The organism is Gilliamella sp. B3801 (assembly GCF_026536645.1).
Taxonomy (GTDB): Bacteria; Pseudomonadota; Gammaproteobacteria; order Enterobacterales; family Orbaceae; genus Gilliamella; species Gilliamella apicola_I.
Window position 1 is genome coordinate 193,002 of sequence record NZ_JAFNNR010000005.1, and the last position, 19,696, is coordinate 212,697.

Sequence of the window (19,696 nt, forward strand, 5' to 3'; positions counted from 1 at the left end):
CAACATAATAGAATAAAACATATTGATATCATTTTAGTTAGGAGAAAACCATGTCTGATGTCCCAGTTTGCAATTTAGTCATTTTTGGCGCTAAAGGGGATTTGACAAGGCGTAAATTATTACCATCTTTATATCAATTAGAAAAGTATGGAAAACTGCCTGAAGAAACCAAAATATTAGGGGTTGGTCGTGCAGATTGGGATAAATCTGCTTACAGTGAAGTGGCTAAAGAAGCACTTACAACATTTATGTCAGAACCATTAGATGAAGATATTTGGCAACGATTTAGCCAACGTCTTAATTTTCATAAGTTAGATGTTAATGATATCGCTGGTTTCAACGATTTAAAAAATAAACTCGAGCAGAATCGTACAGCAATTTTTTATTTTGCAATGCATCCGGGGACTTTCGGTACAATTTGTAAAGGTTTAGCGCACGCTGGATTAAACCAAAAACACAATCGAATTGTAATGGAAAAACCCCTTGGTACGGATTTGCAATCATCTCGTGATATTAATGATTCTGTTGCACAATTTTTCGATGAATCGCAGGTTTATCGTATCGACCATTATTTAGGAAAAGAATCGGTTTTAAACCTTTTAGCTTTACGTTTTGCTAATCCGGTTTTTGCCTCTTTATGGAACCGTAATTCTATCGATCATGTCGAAATTACCGTTGCTGAACAAGTTGGCATTGAAGGTCGATGGGGTTACTTTGATAAAGCGGGTCAAATGCGTGATATGGTTCAAAATCATTTGTTACAAATTTTGACAATGATTGCGATGTCTCCACCGGCTAATTTGAAAGATGAAAGTTTGCGTAATGAAAAAATAGCGGTGCTCAATGCGCTAAGACCTATTGATAAGACAAACCTTCATGATAAAGTTGTTCGTGGTCAATATACATCAGGATTTGTTAATGGAATAAACGTACCGGGTTATCTAGAAGAAGATGGCGCTAATAAAGAAAGCAGCACAGAAACATTCGTTGCTATTCGAGTTGATATTGACAATTGGCGTTGGGCTGGTGTGCCTTTCTATTTACGTACAGGTAAACGCTTAGCGAGCAAATGTGCGGAAGTCGTGGTTTATTTTAAATCATTGCCTTTGAATATATTTAGTGAATCCTATCCTGCATTACCACAAAATAAATTAACCATTCGCTTGCAACCTGATGAAGGCTTGGACATTGAAATTCTGAACAAAGTACCGGGTTTAGATAGCACACATAATTTACAAACGACTAAACTTGATTTAAGCTTTAATGAGGCTTTTCAACAGCATAGTGCCGATGCTTATGAACGACTATTGCTTGAAGTAATGCGAGGTCGCCAAGCATTGTTTGTTCATCGTGATGAAGTAGAAGCGGCTTGGAAATGGGTAGACTCTATTATTAGTGCTTGGAATTCAGAAAAAGAGCCGCCGAAAACTTACCAAGCTGGTACTTGGGGACCGGTTGCTTCTGTTGCTTTAATTACAAAAGATGGGCATTCTTGGCACGAATTTGAATAAAGGAACATCAATATGTTTACACTTAATAGATATGCAAATAGTCAGGTTTTAAATGAAGAACTTACTGCTCGTATAGTGAATAATCTTAAGCAGGCTATTGAACAAAAAGGCCATGCATCTATTGCGGTTTCGGGTGGTAAAACGCCAATTCCTTTATTTACTTTGCTCAGTCAACAAGACTTAGCATGGAATCGCGTTTATATCACTTTGGTTGATGATAGATGGGTCGATGATACGGATGATGCCAGTAATGAAAAATTAGTCATGACTTATTTATTACAAAATAAAGCAAAACTTGCAAATTTTGTTGGTTTAAAAAATAGTTGTGATAATCCGTTTGATGGTGCTGAAGTTACAGAACAGCTTTTAGATAAAGTACCGATGCCTTTTGATGTTTTGATCTTGGGAATGGGTGAAGATGGTCATACTGCTTCGCTGTTTCCGGGAGCTGATAATTTAAAATTGGGCTTGGATATGCACTCAAATCGAAAAGTGATTGGTATGACTCCTTTAACGGCACCACTTGACCGTATCACTCTAACACTGCCTATAATATTAAGCAGTAAAAATATTTACTTACATTTAGTCGGTGAAAGTAAAATTAATGTGTTAGAACAAGCTGAACAAGGTACCGATTTTAACCAGATGCCAATAAGGGCAGTTATACAGCAAGACAACGTTAATGTGATAGGATTTTGGGCTCCTCGCTAATTAAATTTTGTTTGCCAACCAACAGGTTGGCAAATATCTATCTTTAATATTACTTTGATTTTAATTAAATTAATACACAACTAGCTGCTGTGAATTTAATTTTTTAATCAAAGTTGTTATCTGTTTATTGTCATCAATACTGTTTTACCTTTCTTAATATCTGCAATGTTTACATTTTATACATGTTAATAATCTTGGTTAGCAAAGATAAGTTTAGTTGAACATTGAAATAATCTTAAATTTTACAGAGTGATGACCTTTTTTTAATTAACTTAATATAAAACCGATAGTTAATTCGCAACACGCTAATGAAAAAATCCAACTGCAATTATTAAAAAATTAATTAATTAAATATCTATTATTTTGTAAATTTTTGTGGTAAAAAGTGGGATAAAGTGGTAATAAAGTACAAATTATTTAATATTTTGATTTATAACAAATAAAAATTAGAAAAATTTTCATGAATAAGGGCGCTTGAATGTTTAGTGGTGCAATTTCAGTCAATATCGATAGTAAAGGGCGAATGGCTATCCCCACTCGCTATCGGGAATTATTGTCTGAAGGCATGGTATGCACAATTGGTTTATATCATCCTTGTCTTGCCCTTTATTCGATGACTGAGTGGAAAATGATTGAACAACAACTTTCGACTTTATCCTCTATTGTCGAAGCGGAACGAAGGATCAAACGCCTATTATTAGGTTATGCAACTGAGTGTTCAATGGATAATTCAGGTCGAATATTATTACCACAAACGTTACGTACCTACGCTAAGCTAGAAAAACTGACAATGTTTGTTGGACAATCCAATAAATTTGAAATCTGGGATGAAGGAATATGGTATCAACAAATTGGTGAGGACATTGCCGCTTTGCCAACCGATATGGAAAACTTATCCAGTAATTTGAAAAGTTTAACAATTTAATATGAGTAAAAATTGATGGATTATCAACATACTACAGTTTTATTGAACGAAGCGATAGACGCACTAAATATTAAAAAAGATGGCATCTATGTTGATGGAACCTTTGGACGAGGTGGACATTCACGTCTCATACTTGAACAACTTGGCGAACAAGGTAGATTAATCGCTATTGACCGTGATGAACGAGCTGAATTAGCAGCAAAAAAAATTGTTGACCCTAGATTTACTTTTATTCGAGGAGAATTTTCCAATGTATATCAATACATTGATAATTTAAGTCTATTAGGTCAGATAGATGGTTTTTTATTAGATTTGGGGGTATCTTCGCCACAACTGGATGACCCTGAACGGGGTTTTTCTTTTATGCGTGATGGCCCTCTCGATATGCGTATGAATATTCATCAGGGTTTGACCGCAAGTGAATGGTTACTTAAAAGTGATGAAGATGATATAGCTTGGGTGTTAAAAACTTTTGGCGAAGAAAAATTTGCGAAACGAATAGCAAAAGCAATTGTTGAACAGAATAAACTTTCGCCTATAACCCGAACATTGGAATTGGCGAATATCATTGAAAAAGCGACACCAAGAAAAGATAAAAATAAACATCCTGCAACACGTAGCTTTCAGGCAATTCGTATCTATATTAATAGCGAATTAGAAGAAGTAGAACATGCGTTAAATAATAGTCTGTCAATTCTTGCGAATGAAGGAAGACTTGCTGTGATTAGCTTTCATTCTTTAGAAGATAGAATTGTGAAACAGTTTATAAATAAACAAAGTAAAGGTCCTGTTTTACCAGCGGGATTGCCACTAACAGAGCAACAAATAAAACAATATGGCAGCGCTAAATTAAAGTCACTTGGAAAAGTTAAACCAAGTCCTAATGAAATTGATCATAATCCACGTGCTCGAAGCGCAATACTGAGGATAGCAGAAAAGAAAAATGAACACTAACCCAAACAGTGAAAGTTATCAAGACAATATCTACGTTGAAGTAGATAGTCAAAGAAAACCGAATAAAAGCTTGTTTGGCTTAATTATTGGTGATTTATTTGGTCATCAAAAAATGTCCTTATTTCTATTGTTACTGATTGTCGTATCAGCTGGTGCAGTACTAATTACAACGCAACAAGTTCGCAAGCAGTTATTTGAACGTGAGCAACTTTTGTTAGAGCAAGATGTATTAGAAAGTGAATGGCGTAATTTAGTTATCGAAGAAAATGTACTTGCCGATCCAAAACGCGTAGAAGCTAAAGCTAAAAATCAACTAGGGATGTCTTACGTGACTCCTGAAAATGAAACCGTGATAGTGATAAAGAGTAAATAATGAAAATTCTCACTAAAAACAAGAAAGCGGTTAAAACTAATAAATTGAATAGTAAAAAGCAGTTTTTTGCACCCGGGCGATTTTATGTTGTCTACAGTTTAATTATTGCTGCCATTATTGCGCTTATTATTCAAATGGCAATTTTACAAATCATACATCCTGATAAACTGATTGCTGAAGGTAATAAACGTTCTTTACGTCGTCAGGATATGGATGCACCAAGGGCTATGATAACTGATCGTAACGGGCGAGCATTGGCCGTGAGTGTACCGATGTATGATGTTTGGGCTGATCCAAAATTAGTTATTCAAAAAGGTGGCGTGAATACGAATGATGCAAGATGGCAAGGATTAGCAAAAGCATTAAATATACCAATAGCCATACTGGAGCAAAAATTAAGTAATCCATCGATGCGATTTGTTTATTTATCCAGACAAGTTACGCCAACAATATCGGATTATTTGAAAAAGTTAAAGTTACCGGGAGTTGCATTTGCTAAGACCTCGAAGCGTTTTTACCCGGCAGCTGAAAATATTGCCCAATTAATCGGTTTAACGGATACCGATGAAAACCGTAATGAGAAAGGCTCAGAAGGGATTGAAAAAAGTTATAACAAATGGTTAACCGGTGAATCGGGTCAACGAATAATAAGACGAGATAGATTTGGACGAGTCATTGAGGAATTAGAGCGCACTGAGAGTGAAAAGGCATCGGATTTAGTATTAAGTATTGATGAACGCTTACAGTCTTTGGTTTACAGCGAGCTTAGTCAGGCTGTTGAGTTTAACAAAGCTGACAGTGGTACTGCGGTCTTAGTTGATGTTCATACAGGAGAGATTTTAGCGATGGCAACAAGTCCATCGTATAACCCAAATAATCGATCATCAATTAATTATAATTCATTGCGAAATCGTGCGGTTACTGATGCATTTGAACCGGGTTCGACCGTAAAACCGCTGGTTGTAATGGCCGCTTTAGAAAAAAAGATTGCAGATCTTAATACGATTGTTGATACCAGACCTTTTTATGTCAATCGCTATGAAATCAAAGATGTGTCATATCAAAAATCCCTGAATTTGGCAGGAATTTTAGAAAAATCAAGTAATGTTGGTGTCAGTAAACTCGCATTACAAATGCAACCCGCCGAACTAGTTGAATATTATAGTCGTTTCGGGTTGGGACAACCCACATCACTGGGTTTAGGCGGTGAAGTCAGTGGTTCAATTGCAGCAGATAGAGCACGAAAATGGGCGGATATTGAACGAGCTACCTTTTCTTTTGGTTATGGTTTAAGTGTCACGCCATTACAATTAGCAAGAGCGTACGCAACTATCGGGAATTATGGGATTTATCGACCTGTTTCGATATTAAAAGTCACTGAACCAGTGCAAGGTGAACGAGTTGTACCCGAAAAAATTGCTAAAACGGTTGTCCAATTAATGGAAGCTGTTGCTGTCACTGGTGGTGGTACAAAAGCTTCTGTACCAGGCTATAGTGTTGCTGTTAAAACTGGTACGGCAAAAAAATTATCTGGTGGGCGCTATGTTAATCAATATTTAGCCTATACAGCAGGCATTGCGCCAGCAACAGCACCAAAATATTCTCTGGTTGTTGTGATTGATAATCCTAAAGCGGGTCAGTATTACGGTGGCTCTGTATCAGCACCTGTTTTCAGCCGAATTATGGGGGGAGTTTTAAGAACTATGAATGTCAAACCAGATCGCCAAGTTGATGGCCAAATGATTATTTATTGATAGGTGGTATTAATGGCTACATGCACATTTAAAACTTTATTTAGTTTATTAGGTGGAAACAAAGATCAAGCGATCAAAGATTTTTCGCTCAATCATATATGTATTGATAGCCGTATGGTCAATAAAAATGATGTGTTTGTCGCTATCAAGGGAAATGTCGTTGATGGTAAATCATTCATTCCTCAAGCTTTAGAAGCTGGGGCGGTGACTATATTAATTGAAACAAATAGAAAATCTGATGATTTACGTATCAATTATATTAAGCATGGAAAAAGAAATATTCCTCAGGTTAAAGTTTTTCAACTATCTAAAAAACTTTCTAGCATTGCCGATCATTTTTATCATTCACCTTCTAAAAAATTATCTGTTATTGGTGTGACAGGTACTAATGGTAAAACGACAGTCACTCAGCTTATTGCCCAATGCGTTAATCTGTTAAATCAGAAAGTTGCACTTTTAGGAACGATTGGAAATGGGATCTATAATCATCTTCAACCGTCAAACAATACAACGGCTTCATCCGTTGAAATTCAAACATATTTAGCCGATTTTGTTAAAAAACATGTCAAAGTGGTTTCCATGGAAATTTCTTCGCATGGTTTAGTGATGAATCGTGTCAAAGGTGTTACGTTTGCTGCAACAGTTTTTACTAATTTAAGTCGAGATCATCTTGATTATCACAAAACAATGGGTAAATACGCTAAGTCAAAATGGTCGTTATTTACGCCTAATAATAAAGAAAGACAAGTCGAAAGTGCAGGCAAAGCAATTATTAATTATGATGATAATTATGGGAAACGTTGGATTGAAAAGCTTTCTCAGGTAACAGCCGTATCGTGCCAACCCAAATCGTTAAGTAAATTAAAAAACTTAAATATACCTTATGTTGGTGTGTCGATGATTGAGTATCATGATAAGGGTGCCAAAATTCATATGCATTCTAGTTGGGGAGATACCATTATACACAGTCGTTTACTGGGTGAGTTTAATGTCTCAAATTTATTATTATGTGTAGCGACGCTATTAACGCTTGATTTCCCATTTTTCGCTGTTGTGAATATGGCTTCATTTCTCAAACCTATTTGTGGGCGAATGGAGGTTTTACATGCCAATAATAGCCCGACATTTATTGTGGATTATGCTCACACGCCAGATGCTTTACAAAAAGCACTCCAAGCAAGTCGTATTCACTGTAAGGGTGCATTATGGGTTATTTTTGGTTGCGGTGGTGATAGAGATGTAGGCAAAAGACCTTTAATGGGAGAAATCGCTGCGCAATATGCTGACAAAATTATTTTGACGAATGATAACCCACGAACAGAAGATGAAACAAAAATTATTGATGATATTCAGAAAGGTATCATCAATAATTCAAATGTTCAGATTATTACTGACAGAGTACAAGCAATCAAAAAAGCACTCGCAGAAGCTAAACCAAATGATGTGATATTAATTGCGGGTAAAGGTCATGAAGATTACCAAATCGTGGGTCACACGAAACATCACTATTCAGACCAAGAAACAGTGAAACAGCTTTTAGGGGTAGAGAATCAATCATGATTCCATTAAATATTAAGCAAATCAGAACAATTGTAGACGGTGAATTATTAAATATTCATGACGGTAATTTTATGATTGATGTTATTAGTACTGATACACGTAAAATTACAAAACAATCGCTTTTTATTGCACTTGTTGGTGAGAATTTTGATGGTCATCATTTTGCCGAACAAGCAATTAAAGATGGTGCCGTTGCCGTAATCGTAAATCACCCAATTGAGGATAATTCTATTCCACAAATAGTGGTTAAAGACACACGTCAAGCGTTGGGGCAAATTGCCGGTTTTATTCGGCAACAAAGTTCCGCTAAAATTGTTGCCTTGACCGGATCATCGGGTAAAACGTCAGTTAAAGAAATGACGGCAGCCATTCTACAAAATTGTGGAACAACGCTTTATACTCAAGGTAATTACAATAATGACATTGGCGTACCATTAACACTATTGAGATTAACAAAAGATGATCAATTTGCTGTGATAGAACTAGGTGCTAATCATATTGGTGAAATTGCTTATACAACTCAGTTAGTTCATCCACAAACAGCATTAATTAATAATATTGCAGAAGCGCATATTGAAGGTTTTGGTTCACTTGAAGGTGTCGCTACAGCGAAAGGTGAAATTTTTGAAGGATTGACTAAAGATGGTATTGCTATCATCAATTTAGATAGCTGTTCAGATAAATGGTTTGAGCAATTAACAGATAAAACTGTTTGGACTTTTTCATTAGAGAATCCATTAGCCAATTTCTATGCAAGTCATATTAAAATGGCAGATGTGACCACATTTAAATTACATACACCGTTTGGTGAATGCGAAATCCAATTACCATTAATAGGGTTACACAATGTTTCAAATGCAATTGCAGCTTCAGCTTTAGCGATTTCTGTCGGAGCAAGCTTAGATCGCATTCAACAAGGATTATCAACATTAAAACCAGTTAAAGGAAGGCTTTTCCCGATTAAATTAAACCAAAATCAATTAATTTGGGATGACACTTATAACGCCAATGTGGGTTCAATGTCTGCTGCAATTAATGTTCTGGCAAAACAATCAGGCTATAAAGTTTTCGTCGTTGGCGATATGGGTGAATTAGGGCAAGACGCTCAAAAATATCATCAACAAATTGGCACATTAGCTAAACAACAAAAACTTGATTGTGTTGTCAGTGTCGGTAAATTGAGCCAATTCATTAGCCAAGCAAGTGAAGTCGGTCATCATTTTTATAATAAACAAGATGCAGCAGATTACCTTATAACGTTATTGCGTCAGTATCCAACCTTAACCATGCTAGTTAAAGGTTCTCGCAGTGCTAAAATGGAAGACGTTATAGAACTAATTAAACAACAAAAAATAAATTAGGATTAAAATTATGTTGGTTTGGATATCAGAATATTTAGTGAAATATTTTACCTTTTTTAATGTATTTTCTTATTTAACCGTAAGAGCTATTTTGGGTCTATTAACCTCGCTAACGATATCGTTAATAATGGGGCAAAAAGTCATTGATTGGTTACAAAAATTACAAATTGGACAAGTAATACGTAATGATGGACCGGAATCCCATTTAAGCAAAAAAGGAACGCCAACAATGGGCGGGACGCTAATCGTTGCGTCGATTTCGTTATCAGTATTTCTTTGGGCAGATTTACGTAATCCTTATGTTTGGGTGGCGTTATTTGTCCTGATTGGTTATGCCATTATTGGCTTTACTGATGACTACTTAAAAGTTATTCGAAAAAACACGGCAGGTCTTATCGCTAGATGGAAATATTTTTGGCAATCTGTTATTGCATTTATTGTTGCCTTTGGCCTTTATGTATATGGAAAAGATAGCTCAGTAACCGTGTTGGTTGTCCCTTTTTTTAAAGATGTCATGCCTCAGTTGGGATTAGTATTTATTTTACTCACTTATGTTGTGATTGTTGGGTCAGGTAATGCTGTTAATTTAACGGATGGACTTGATGGACTTGCAATTATGCCAACGGTATTTGTGGCAGCGGGCTTAGCGCTGGTATCGTGGGCGACAGGGAATACAATTATTGCAGAATATTTGCATATACCTTATATCAAATTTAGTGGTGAATTAATGATTGTCTGTACTGCTATCATTGGTGCAGGGCTTGGCTTTTTATGGTTTAACACTTATCCCGCAATGGTATTTATGGGTGATGTCGGTTCATTGGCTTTAGGTGGAGTACTTGGAATTATCGCCGTACTTTTACGCCAAGAATTTTTATTACTCATTATGGGGGGAATATTTGTTATTGAAACCCTATCTGTCATTTTACAAGTAGGTTCATTTAAATTGCGTGGCAAACGAATTTTTAGAATGGCTCCAATTCATCATCATTATGAATTAAAAGGGTGGCCAGAACCTCGAGTTATTGTACGTTTTTGGATTATTTCGTTAATGCTCGTCTTAATTGGTTTATTAACCTTGAAATTACGTTAATTAAATTAAAACAGGATTGAATCATGATTCGCTATCAGGGTAAAAATGTTGTTATCATTGGGTTAGGTGTCACAGGGCTTTCTTGTGTTGACTATTTTCTTGCGCAAAATGTTATTCCTAAAGTAATTGATACTCGTTTATTACCTTCAGGATTAGAACAACTGGATCAACGAGTTGCCTATCATTTAGGCGATTTAAATGTCGATTGGCTATTCGATGCTGATTTAATAATTGTTAGCCCTGGTATCGCTTTATCAACCCCTGAACTCAAACAAGCTGCCGATAAAGGTATCGAAATCATTGGCGATATAGAGCTTTTTTGTCGTGAAGTTAATCAACTACCTAATAAAAAGATTGTGGCAATCACAGGCGCTAATGGCAAAACGACGGTGACGACATTAGTTGGTGAAATTGTTAAGTCTGCAGGTATCAAAGTGGGTGTCGGTGGCAATATAGGTCAACCTGCACTATCTTTACTGGCTCAAGATTGCGATGTGTACGTACTTGAGCTGTCTAGCTTTCAGCTTGAAACCACGCACAGTTTGCATGCAACGGTTGCAACGATTTTGAATATCTCAGAAGATCATATGGATAGGTATCCTTTAGGACTCAAACAATATGTAGAGGCTAAACAACGAATTTATGTGAATGCAAAATACTGTGTTGTAAATCATGATGATAAACTAACTTTTCCAAAAGAAAAAGATAGTCATAATGTGTTATTTGGCTTACATTCAGGCGATTATCATCTGGATGATGATTATGCACATTTGATTGCGCAGGAAAAGCCCGTTTTATCGACTAACACAATGAAACTAACGGGAAGCCACAATTATCTCAATGCGTTAGCAGCATTAGCTATTGCAGATAAATTATCAATATCACGACAATCTAGTTTAGCAACAATAGCCAACTTTCATGGTTTACCTCATCGTTTTGAATTAGTTTTGGAACAAAATGGGGTCAAATGGATTAATGATTCTAAAGCAACCAATGTAGGTAGTACGGAAGCTGCTTTAAAAAGTGTCGTATGTCATGGAAAATTATTTTTATTGCTTGGTGGTGATGGAAAATCAGCTGATTTTTCTCCATTAATTCCATATCTAAAAAATAGTCATCTTGAGATTTTTTGTTTTGGTCGAGATCGTGAGTTATTAGCAAAATTAGCACCCAAAATCACAACAATGACTGCGACATTAGCTGAGGCTATGCAAATAATCGCTCAAAAAGTAGAGGCTAACGATATTGTTTTACTCTCACCAGCTTGTGCAAGTTTAGACCAATTTAAAAACTATATAGAGCGAGGAAATCAATTTGCACTTTTGGCTAAACAATATGCGCAAAGGAGTGAAAAATGATTTCGTTGGCTATAAAAAAGCAAGTTAATCCTCACGTCCCTTTTGATAATCAATTGCTTTGGACGGTATTTGGATTGATGATATTCGGATTAGTTATGGTGACATCAGCGTCAATGTCATCGAATGATAATAATCCTTTTTTCTATACTCAGCGTGAACTCATACAGCTGGGTATTTCACTTGTTTTAATGTGTATAACCTTATCGATCCCAATGAAACGTTGGCAGCAATTTGGAACAGTATTACTCATTATGACAATTATCATGCTTGTTGCTGTTTTAGGCGTGGGGTCTTCCATTAATGGCGCTGCAAGATGGATTCCGCTAGGCGTTTTTAACTTTCAACCGGCAGAGCTTGCTAAATTGGCTTTATTTGTATTTTTAGCAAGTTATTTGACTCGAAAGTCAGATGAAGTACAAAATGGATTTTGGGGTTTTTTTAAGCCAATGGTCGTTATGGCTGTGCTTTCCATTTTGCTATTACTTCAACCCGATCTAGGCACAGTAATTGTATTATTTATTGTTACTATCGGAATTCTATTTATCGCTGGTGCAAAGTTGTGGCAATTTATCGCTATTTTATCGACAGGTGTTGCAGCGGTTGTCAGTTTAATATTATTTGAGTCATACCGTTTAAAACGGTTATTAACATTTCTTAATCCTTGGGAAGATGCTAATGGTGTAGGTTACCAGTTAGTGAATTCATTAATAGCAATTGGTAATGGAGGATTTGCTGGGCAAGGAATGGGTAACTCGATTCTGAAATTAGGTTATTTACCTGAACGCCATACCGATTTTATTTTCGCTATTATTTCGGAAGAATTTGGTTATCTTGGCGTCATTTTCCTGCTGACATTACTTTTTTCTCTGGCTTTTAAGGGATTGGCGATTGGGTATCGAGCATTAAATGAAGGATTACAATTTTCTGGCTATTTAGCTTGCCAAATCGGTATTTGGTTTGGTTTTCAAACCTTTGTTAATGTGGGGGTAACATCTGGAATGTTACCTACTAAGGGATTAACGTTACCTTTCATTAGCTATGGTGGATCGAGTTTAATTGTAATGAGTGTGGCTGTGGCGATCCTACTTAGAATCGATTTTGAATTTAGACAACAACAAGCCCAAGCAAGAATAAGGTCAATAAAGTAATGAAAAAATTATTAGTTATGGCAGGTGGTACAGGTGGACATGTTTTTCCAGGTATTGCCGTTGCGCATTATTTAATGAAACAAGGCTGGCAAGTCAGATGGCTTGGCACAGCAGATCGAATGGAAGCGCATTTAGTCCCTGAAAATGGTATCGAGATTGATTTTATAGAAATATCAGGTCTACGCGGTAAAGGAATTGCTGCAATGCTAAAAGCACCTTATAAAATCTTAAAAGCGGTTCTACAAGCCAGAAAAATCTTAAAAACTTATCAACCGGATGTTGTACTTGGTATGGGAGGGTATGTGTCTGGGCCGGGTGGCATTGCAGCGAAGACATTAGGAATTCCTGTCGTATTACATGAGCAAAATGGTGTAGCAGGGTTAACTAATAAGTGGCTTGCAAAAATTGCAACTAAAGTTTTACAAGCATTTCCGACAGCTTTTCCAAAAGCTGAAGTAGTAGGAAATCCTGTTCGTGACGATTTATTAACTATTGCTGAACCTAACGAACGTTTTGAAAATCGTCAAGAACCAATTAGAGTTTTAGTAATGGGCGGAAGTCAAGGGGCAAAAGTACTCAATGATGTTGTTCCTCAGGTAATGACAAAATTATCCGATAAATTTGTTGTTTGGCATCAAACAGGAAAAGGCATGCTAGAACCTGTTATGCGAGCCTATCAAGATTGTGATATGACAAAAAATAAAGTGACTGAATTTATTACTGATGTAGCAGAAGCCTATCGTTGGGCGGATATTGTGATTTGTCGCAGTGGGGCATTAACGGTAAGTGAAATCGAAGTTGTCGGCATTGGTGCGATTTTTGTCCCTTTTATGCATAAAGATCGCCAACAATTTTGGAATGCTAAATCGCTTTCAGATATTGATGCTGCAAAGATTATTGAACAACCTGACTTTAATAGCGAATCATTGATGAGTGTGTTAAGAAATTTAAATAGAGATAAATTAATCGAAATGGCGGTTAAGGCGAAAAGTCTATCTATTACAAATTCTACCGAAAGAGTGGCGGATACGATAAAATCAGTGATAAAATAATTAGTTTTTGATATAACTTTATGTAATAATCGTGTCAAGATGTTGCAGGTTAGATCAATGTTTAGATAATAATAGCTTTAAATGCATAATTAGAATTTTACAAAATTAAAAAAGCTCAATAAAAAATAAACAAAATACTCAACTACAGAATATTTAGGAGTTAGATTGTGAATACAAAGGAATTAGCAGAATTAAGAGCAATTATTCCTCAAATGAAACGTGTCAAACATATCCATTTTGTGGGTATTGGTGGCGCAGGTATGGGAGGAATTGCTGAAGTTCTTGCTAATGAAGGTTACGAAATTAGTGGCTCAGATATTGCAGAAAATGCTGTTACTGAGCATCTAAAAAAATTAGGTGCGAAAATTGTGATTGGTCATGCAGCTGAAAATGTGATTAATTCAAGCGTTGTCGTAATCTCTTCCGCAATTTCACAAGATAATATTGAAGTTGTAGCAGCGCGGGAAGCTCGTATTCCTGTTATACAGCGGGCTGAAATGTTAGCCGAGCTTATGCGTTTCCGATATGGTATCGCTATTGCGGGTACACATGGTAAAACAACGACAACCGCCATGGTCACCGCTATTTATGCCGAAGCGAAACTTGATCCAACGTTCGTTAATGGCGGTTTAGTTAAAGCGGCAGGCACGCATGCTAAATTAGGTAGTAGCCGTTATTTTATTGCTGAAGCAGATGAAAGTGATGCTTCATTTTTACACTTACAACCTATGGTTTCTATTGTTACCAATATTGAACCAGACCATATGGACACCTATCAAGGTAGTGTGGAAAATCTTAAACAAACATTTATCTCTTTTTTGCGTAATTTACCTTTTTATGGTCTAGCGGTGATGTGTTATGACGATCCAATTAATCGTGAATTATTACCGATTGTTGGACGTAAAATTATTACTTACGGTTTTAGTGAAGAAGCGGATGTGGTAATTAAAAATTATCGCCAAGAACGAGGCGTCAGTTACTACACTGTGTGTCGTCCAGATCGTAATGATTTAGAAATCGAATTAAATGCACCCGGTAAACATAATGCTTTAAATTCAGCGGCCGCAATTATTGCAGCGACTGAAGATGGCATAGATGATCAATCGATCATTAATGCATTGGCAAAATTTGCTGGTACAAGTCGGCGTTTTGATTTACTAGGCGTTTTTCCGCATGCTAATGGTAAAGACATTATGATGGTTGATGACTATGGTCATCATCCAAGTGAAGTTAATGCAACGATACAAGCGGCTAAAAATGGTTGGCCGGATCGTCGTTTAGTTATGCTATTCCAACCTCATCGATATACACGTACTCGTGATTTATTTGATGATTTTGCTCAAGTGCTATCTCAGGTTGATGCGCTTGTAATGTTAGACGTCTATTCTGCTGGTGAGCAACCGATTGCCGGAGCAGATAGTCGTTCTTTGTGCCGTTCAATTCGTAATCGGGGCAAAGTGGATCCGATTTATGTTTCAGATTTAGATCTCTTACCTGAAATGATGAAAGAAATTTTAAAAGGTGGAGATCTGTTATTAACTCAAGGCGCGGGTAGTGTAGGTCGTATTGCACGTCAGTTAGCCGATGCTCAAATTTTTTCAGGAGAAGGTCTATAATGATTGATAAAGTTGCGGTATTGTATGGTGGAACATCTGCAGAGCGGGAAGTATCGCTTAAATCAGGTCAAGCTGTACTAGCAGGATTATTGGCTAGTGGAGTTGATGCCCATCTTATAGATACTAAAGATCAACCAATTACCAACTTAAAAGAAGATGGCTTTACTAAAGCATTTGTCATTCTTCATGGTCGTGGTGGTGAAGATGGTATTGTTCAAGCAATTTTGACTTATCAAAATATTCCTTATACCGGTAGTGATGTTTTATCGTCTGCACTAACTATGGACAAGTTAAAAACTAAATTAGTTTGGAAAGCGCTAGGTTTACCAGTTGCTGATTATGTTATGGTAGAAAAGAGCTGCTCAATTGATACTGATGCCATTGTGCAAAAGCTTGGGCTTCCTCTATTTGTAAAACCAAGTCATGAAGGTTCAAGTGTAGGAATGACGCGAGTTAATCATGCTAATGAGCTTAAGACAGCTCTCGAACATGCTTTTAAATATGATAATTCTGTTATGGTTGAATCATTTTTATCTGGCCCAGAATTTACCGTTGCTATTGTTGGAGAAGACGTTTTACCGTCAATTCATATCAAACCGGCGACAAAGTTTTATGATTACGATGCAAAATATTTGTCAGATTCTACGCAGTATTTTTGCCCAAGTGGATTATCTGATGAAAAAGAGCAAGAGATCCGTAAGTTAGCACTTGATGCTTATAAAGCGGTTGGCTGCCGAGGTTGGGGACGAGTTGATATTATGTTTGATGCTAATCAAATCCCTTATTTGTTAGAAGTTAATACCGCACCAGGAATGACAGATCATAGTTTAGTTCCCATGGCTGCAAAACAATATGGCTGGTCATTTAAAGAGCTTGTTAGTCGAATCTTGAATTCAGCAACAATATAACTGGCCTTATTTTATGAAACAAATTCGGCAAGCCGCTCATAGAAGGGAAAACCTAAAAACTAGGCGCTTGCTTATTTTTAGTAGCAAAGAGCAGTTGATTGGCTTTTTGTTTCTACTAACAATTATTGTTATTAGCGTTTGGGTCATTCAAAGTGTTAAAAATTGGATGGATGATCCAGAGCAGATGGTATTGTCACAATTAAATTTTAGTGGCGAATACACTTATACGACCGAAGATGACCTTAGACAAGCGATTCTGGGATTAGGGTTACCTAATACTTATATTGGTCAAGATGTAAATGATATACAACAAGAAATATTAAGATTTCCGTGGGTAAAGCAGGTTAGTGTACGTAAGCAATGGCCAGATAAATTAATTGTTTATGTCGAAGAGTACAAACCGGTCTTTTATTGGAATGATTTATTTTTACTAGATAAAAATGGAAATGTATTTAGTGTGCCGCTAGATCGTATTGGCGAGTTAAAATTACCCAGACTTTATGGTCCGGAAGGTAAAGCAAAACCAGTATTAGAAACGTATTATAAATTAGATGATCTTTCAAAAAAATTAGCTAGTAATCAATTAGCTTTGCATATTCAATCTGCGATAGCTGATGAGCGAAATGCTTGGCAGCTAATGGTGAAACAGTGTATAGCCGATTTTTGTGAAGAAAATCATGAAATAAAATTGATGTTAGGTAACGAACATATCGAACAACGTTATCAACGATTTATCAAATTATTTCCTGAAATTCAATCAAGAATACCAGCTGATGAAAGAATAACGGTCGCTGATTTACGTTATGAGAATGGCATTTCAGTACAAAGAGAAAAAATGGCTCAGTAGGGAATAATTTAAGGCTGAAATATGAAAGCAACAGAAAAAAAATTGGTGGTTGGACTAGAAGTAGGTACATCAAAAGTACTCGCTCTTGTTGGCGAAGTTCTTCCCGATGGTATTGTCAATATCATCGGCGTTGGACATTGCCCATCAAAGGGGGTTGATAAAGGTGGTGTAAACGATCTTGAGTCTGTAGTTAAATCAATCCAACGTGCAATTGATCAAGCTGAATTGATGGCTGATTGCCAGATTTCCTCTGTTTATTTAAGTCTTTCTGGCAAACACATACGTTGTCAAAATGAGATAGGCATGGTGCCAATTGCCGATGAAGAAGTGACTGCCGAAGATGTTGAGAATGTTGTTCATACTGCCAAATCAGTAAGAATACTAGATGAACACAGAATATTACATGTAATTGCGCAAGAATATTCCATTGACTTGCAAGAAGGAATTAAAAATCCAATAGGATTATCTGGCGTTCGGATGAAAGCGAAAGTGCATTTAGTCACTTGTCATAATGATATGGCAAGGAATATAGTAAAAGCAGTTGAACGTTGTGGATTGAAAGTTGATCAGCTTATTTTTTCGGGGTTAGCATCAAGCTATGCAGTATTAACTGATGATGAAAAAGAGTTAGGGGTTTGTGTCATTGATATCGGTGGTGGAACGATGGATGTGACAGTTTACACAGGCGGAGCATTACGCCATTCAGTTGTCATCCCTTATGCAGGAAATGTCGTGACGAGTGATATCGCTTATGCATTTGGTGCTCCTCCAATGGATGCAGAAAATATCAAAATTCGTTATGGATGTGCTGTTGGTTCATTAATCGGTAAAGATGAAGTTATTGATGTGCCAAGTGTCGGTGGTCGACCGTCCCGTTCTTTACAACGTCAAACACTGGCTGACGTAATTGAACCTCGCTATTCAGAATTATTATCGTTAGTACAAAAAGAATTATTATCTTTACAAGATGAATTGAAAAAACAAAATGTAAAATATCAATTAGCTGCAGGTATAGTATTAACTGGTGGTGCAGCACAAATAAAAGGAATGGTGGAGTGTGCTGAAAAAGTTTTTCAAAATCAAGTTCGTGTAGGACAGCCGTTAAATATTTCAGGATTAACTGATTATGTACAAAAGCCTTATTGTTCAACGACAGTAGGATTATTACATTACGGGAAACAAAGTTTATTAAGTGATGATGGCAAAGATAATCATAAGTCATCATTAAAAGGGATAGCTAAACGATTGACCGGTTGGTTTAAAAAAGAATTTTAGCTAATATATTTCAAGAACTTCGTGGACATTGTTGGCGGTTATATGTACAATGTCCTTAGATCGTATATTTGGAGATAAGTTATGTTTGAGCCTATGGTTGCAGATGATGAACCAGCAGCAGTCATTAAAGTTATTGGTGTCGGTGGTGGCGGTGGTAATGCTGTCGAACATATGATTGCTGAGCATATTGAAGGTGTTGAATTTTTTGCGGCAAATACTGATGCGCAAGCATTGAAAAGAATTAAGGTAGGTCAAACTATCCAAATCGGCACGAATGTGACTAAAGGTCTTGGTGCAGGTGCTAATCCGGAAGTGGGTAGAAACTCTGCCGAGGAAGATCGTGAGGTCATCCGCAGTGCAATTGAAGGTGCTGATATGGTGTTTATTGCCGCTGGTATGGGCGGTGGCACAGGTACGGGCGCTGCTCCAGTTGTTGCCGAAATTGCTAAAGAATTGGGTATTTTGACGGTTGCTGTTGTGACTAAACCATTTGGATTTGAAGGTAAAAAGCGTATGGCTTTTGCTGAACAAGGCATCGCTGAGTTAGCAAAACACGTCGATTCACTTATTACTATACCAAATGATAAATTGTTAAAAGTTTTAGGTCGTGGTGTTAAACTATTAGATGCATTTGCCGCAGCAAATGGCGTATTAAAAGGTGCTGTGCAAGGTATCGCAGAATTAATCACCAAACCAGGACATATCAATGTTGACTTTGCTGACGTTAGAACAGTGATGTCAGAGATGGGATATGCTATGATGGGTTCTGGACGTGCAAGTGGCGATAATCGAGCTGAAGAGGCGGCTGAAATGGCTATTTCAAGTCCACTACTTGAAGACATCGACTTATCTGGTGCGCGTGGTGTATTAGTTAATGTAACCGCTGGTTTAGATCTTGGTTTGGAAGAGTTTGAAACAGTGGGTAGCACGGTAAGAGCTTTTGCTTCTGATAATGCAACAGTAGTTGTTGGTACAACTTTCGATCCAGATATGTCAGATGAAATTCGTGTTACTGTGGTTGCAACGGGTATTGGTATGGATAAACGTCCTGAAGCGAAAATAACCAAACCAATTCAACAAAACTCATTGTTTAGCCAAAATAACAATTTGGGTCAACAAGAAGAGAAATTAGCTAAAGTAGTGAATGAACAAGCAATTTCTCCGCTTGAAGAAAATAAGATTTTAGATATTCCTGCTTTTATTCGTAAACAAGCGAATTAAAAGTGAACTTATTTGATTTTTTATTGTCA

The 19,696-nt window shown here is 36.7% G+C and carries 17 protein-coding genes; all 17 read left to right on the plus strand.

The annotated features are described in order from the left end of the window. Nucleotides 1-50: 50 nt before the first annotated feature. On the plus strand, nt 51-1,511 hold the full coding sequence (gene zwf / locus J3U14_RS06185; RefSeq protein ID WP_267352349.1) for a glucose-6-phosphate dehydrogenase: 1,461 nt from the start codon (nt 51-53) through the stop codon (nt 1,509-1,511). A gap of 12 nt (nt 1,512-1,523) precedes the next feature. After that, complete coding sequence (gene pgl / locus J3U14_RS06190) at nt 1,524-2,222, plus strand: 6-phosphogluconolactonase (RefSeq protein ID WP_267352348.1); 699 nt, start codon at nt 1,524-1,526, stop codon at nt 2,220-2,222. 478 nt (nt 2,223-2,700) lie between these two features. Further along, the gene (gene mraZ, locus J3U14_RS06195) at nt 2,701-3,147 is read left to right on the plus strand and encodes a division/cell wall cluster transcriptional repressor MraZ (protein WP_065558897.1); all 447 of its coding nucleotides are present in this window, start codon (nt 2,701-2,703) and stop codon (nt 3,145-3,147) included. A gap of 15 nt (nt 3,148-3,162) precedes the next feature. Continuing rightward, complete coding sequence (gene rsmH / locus J3U14_RS06200; protein WP_267352347.1) at nt 3,163-4,101, plus strand: 16S rRNA (cytosine(1402)-N(4))-methyltransferase RsmH; 939 nt, start codon at nt 3,163-3,165, stop codon at nt 4,099-4,101. Then, nucleotides 4,091-4,474: a cell division protein FtsL gene (ftsL, locus tag J3U14_RS06205; protein ID WP_267352346.1), complete on the plus strand. Its 384-nt coding sequence runs from the start codon at nt 4,091-4,093 to the stop codon at nt 4,472-4,474. The genes rsmH and ftsL overlap by 11 nt, the downstream gene beginning before the upstream one ends. After that, a complete protein-coding gene (gene ftsI, locus J3U14_RS06210; RefSeq protein WP_267352345.1) occupies nt 4,474-6,228 on the plus strand; it encodes a peptidoglycan glycosyltransferase FtsI in 1,755 nt (584 codons plus the stop codon). The genes ftsL and ftsI overlap by 1 nt, the downstream gene beginning before the upstream one ends. 12 nt (nt 6,229-6,240) lie before the next feature. Then, entirely contained in the window at nt 6,241-7,788 is a 1,548-nt protein-coding gene (gene murE, locus J3U14_RS06215) for a UDP-N-acetylmuramoyl-L-alanyl-D-glutamate--2,6-diaminopimelate ligase (RefSeq protein ID WP_267352344.1), read from the plus strand. After that, complete coding sequence (gene murF, locus J3U14_RS06220; protein ID WP_267352343.1) at nt 7,785-9,149, plus strand: UDP-N-acetylmuramoyl-tripeptide--D-alanyl-D-alanine ligase; 1,365 nt, start codon at nt 7,785-7,787, stop codon at nt 9,147-9,149. The genes murE and murF overlap by 4 nt, the downstream gene beginning before the upstream one ends. Before the next feature lie 10 nt (nt 9,150-9,159). After that, the gene (gene mraY, locus J3U14_RS06225; RefSeq protein WP_267352342.1) at nt 9,160-10,242 is read left to right on the plus strand and encodes a phospho-N-acetylmuramoyl-pentapeptide-transferase; all 1,083 of its coding nucleotides are present in this window, start codon (nt 9,160-9,162) and stop codon (nt 10,240-10,242) included. A 23-nt stretch (nt 10,243-10,265) separates the two neighbouring features. Continuing rightward, nucleotides 10,266-11,600 (plus strand): UDP-N-acetylmuramoyl-L-alanine--D-glutamate ligase, encoded by a 1,335-nt coding sequence (murD, locus tag J3U14_RS06230; protein ID WP_267352341.1) that lies wholly within the window; start codon nt 10,266-10,268, stop codon nt 11,598-11,600. Continuing rightward, nucleotides 11,597-12,748, plus strand: a complete 1,152-nt coding sequence (ftsW, locus tag J3U14_RS06235) for a cell division protein FtsW (protein ID WP_267352340.1) — start codon at nt 11,597-11,599, stop codon at nt 12,746-12,748. The genes murD and ftsW overlap by 4 nt, the downstream gene beginning before the upstream one ends. After that, nucleotides 12,748-13,800, plus strand: a complete 1,053-nt coding sequence (gene murG, locus J3U14_RS06240) for an undecaprenyldiphospho-muramoylpentapeptide beta-N-acetylglucosaminyltransferase (protein WP_267352339.1) — start codon at nt 12,748-12,750, stop codon at nt 13,798-13,800. Before ftsW ends, murG begins: the two co-directional genes overlap by 1 nt. Nucleotides 13,801-13,967: 167 nt before the next feature. Then, nucleotides 13,968-15,416, plus strand: coding sequence for a UDP-N-acetylmuramate--L-alanine ligase (murC, locus tag J3U14_RS06245; protein WP_411589921.1), 1,449 nt, complete (start codon nt 13,968-13,970; stop codon nt 15,414-15,416). After that, a complete protein-coding gene (locus tag J3U14_RS06250; protein WP_267352338.1) occupies nt 15,416-16,324 on the plus strand; it encodes a D-alanine--D-alanine ligase in 909 nt (302 codons plus the stop codon). The genes murC and J3U14_RS06250 overlap by 1 nt, the downstream gene beginning before the upstream one ends. A 13-nt stretch (nt 16,325-16,337) precedes the next feature. Further along, complete coding sequence (locus J3U14_RS06255; RefSeq protein WP_065558887.1) at nt 16,338-17,171, plus strand: FtsQ-type POTRA domain-containing protein; 834 nt, start codon at nt 16,338-16,340, stop codon at nt 17,169-17,171. A gap of 21 nt (nt 17,172-17,192) precedes the next feature. Beyond that, complete coding sequence (ftsA, locus tag J3U14_RS06260; protein ID WP_065558886.1) at nt 17,193-18,446, plus strand: cell division protein FtsA; 1,254 nt, start codon at nt 17,193-17,195, stop codon at nt 18,444-18,446. A gap of 81 nt (nt 18,447-18,527) precedes the next feature. Continuing rightward, a complete protein-coding gene (ftsZ, locus tag J3U14_RS06265; RefSeq protein WP_065558885.1) occupies nt 18,528-19,667 on the plus strand; it encodes a cell division protein FtsZ in 1,140 nt (379 codons plus the stop codon). Nucleotides 19,668-19,696: the final 29 nt, after the last annotated feature.

What these genes read in the sequence shown, in the direction of transcription:
- zwf (WP_267352349.1), top strand. Translation starts at nt 51, where the DNA reads ATGTCTGATGTCCCAGTTTGCAATTTAGTCATTTTTGGCGCTAAAGGG.
- pgl (WP_267352348.1), top strand. Translation starts at nt 1,524, where the DNA reads ATGTTTACACTTAATAGATATGCAAATAGTCAGGTTTTAAATGAAGAA.
- mraZ (WP_065558897.1), top strand. Translation starts at nt 2,701, where the DNA reads ATGTTTAGTGGTGCAATTTCAGTCAATATCGATAGTAAAGGGCGAATG.
- rsmH (WP_267352347.1), top strand. Translation starts at nt 3,163, where the DNA reads ATGGATTATCAACATACTACAGTTTTATTGAACGAAGCGATAGACGCA.
- ftsL (WP_267352346.1), top strand. Translation starts at nt 4,091, where the DNA reads ATGAACACTAACCCAAACAGTGAAAGTTATCAAGACAATATCTACGTT.
- ftsI (WP_267352345.1), top strand. Translation starts at nt 4,474, where the DNA reads ATGAAAATTCTCACTAAAAACAAGAAAGCGGTTAAAACTAATAAATTG.
- murE (WP_267352344.1), top strand. Translation starts at nt 6,241, where the DNA reads ATGGCTACATGCACATTTAAAACTTTATTTAGTTTATTAGGTGGAAAC.
- murF (WP_267352343.1), top strand. Translation starts at nt 7,785, where the DNA reads ATGATTCCATTAAATATTAAGCAAATCAGAACAATTGTAGACGGTGAA.
- mraY (WP_267352342.1), top strand. Translation starts at nt 9,160, where the DNA reads ATGTTGGTTTGGATATCAGAATATTTAGTGAAATATTTTACCTTTTTT.
- murD (WP_267352341.1), top strand. Translation starts at nt 10,266, where the DNA reads ATGATTCGCTATCAGGGTAAAAATGTTGTTATCATTGGGTTAGGTGTC.
- ftsW (WP_267352340.1), top strand. Translation starts at nt 11,597, where the DNA reads ATGATTTCGTTGGCTATAAAAAAGCAAGTTAATCCTCACGTCCCTTTT.
- murG (WP_267352339.1), top strand. Translation starts at nt 12,748, where the DNA reads ATGAAAAAATTATTAGTTATGGCAGGTGGTACAGGTGGACATGTTTTT.
- J3U14_RS06250 (WP_267352338.1), top strand. Translation starts at nt 15,416, where the DNA reads ATGATTGATAAAGTTGCGGTATTGTATGGTGGAACATCTGCAGAGCGG.
- J3U14_RS06255 (WP_065558887.1), top strand. Translation starts at nt 16,338, where the DNA reads ATGAAACAAATTCGGCAAGCCGCTCATAGAAGGGAAAACCTAAAAACT.
- ftsA (WP_065558886.1), top strand. Translation starts at nt 17,193, where the DNA reads ATGAAAGCAACAGAAAAAAAATTGGTGGTTGGACTAGAAGTAGGTACA.
- ftsZ (WP_065558885.1), top strand. Translation starts at nt 18,528, where the DNA reads ATGTTTGAGCCTATGGTTGCAGATGATGAACCAGCAGCAGTCATTAAA.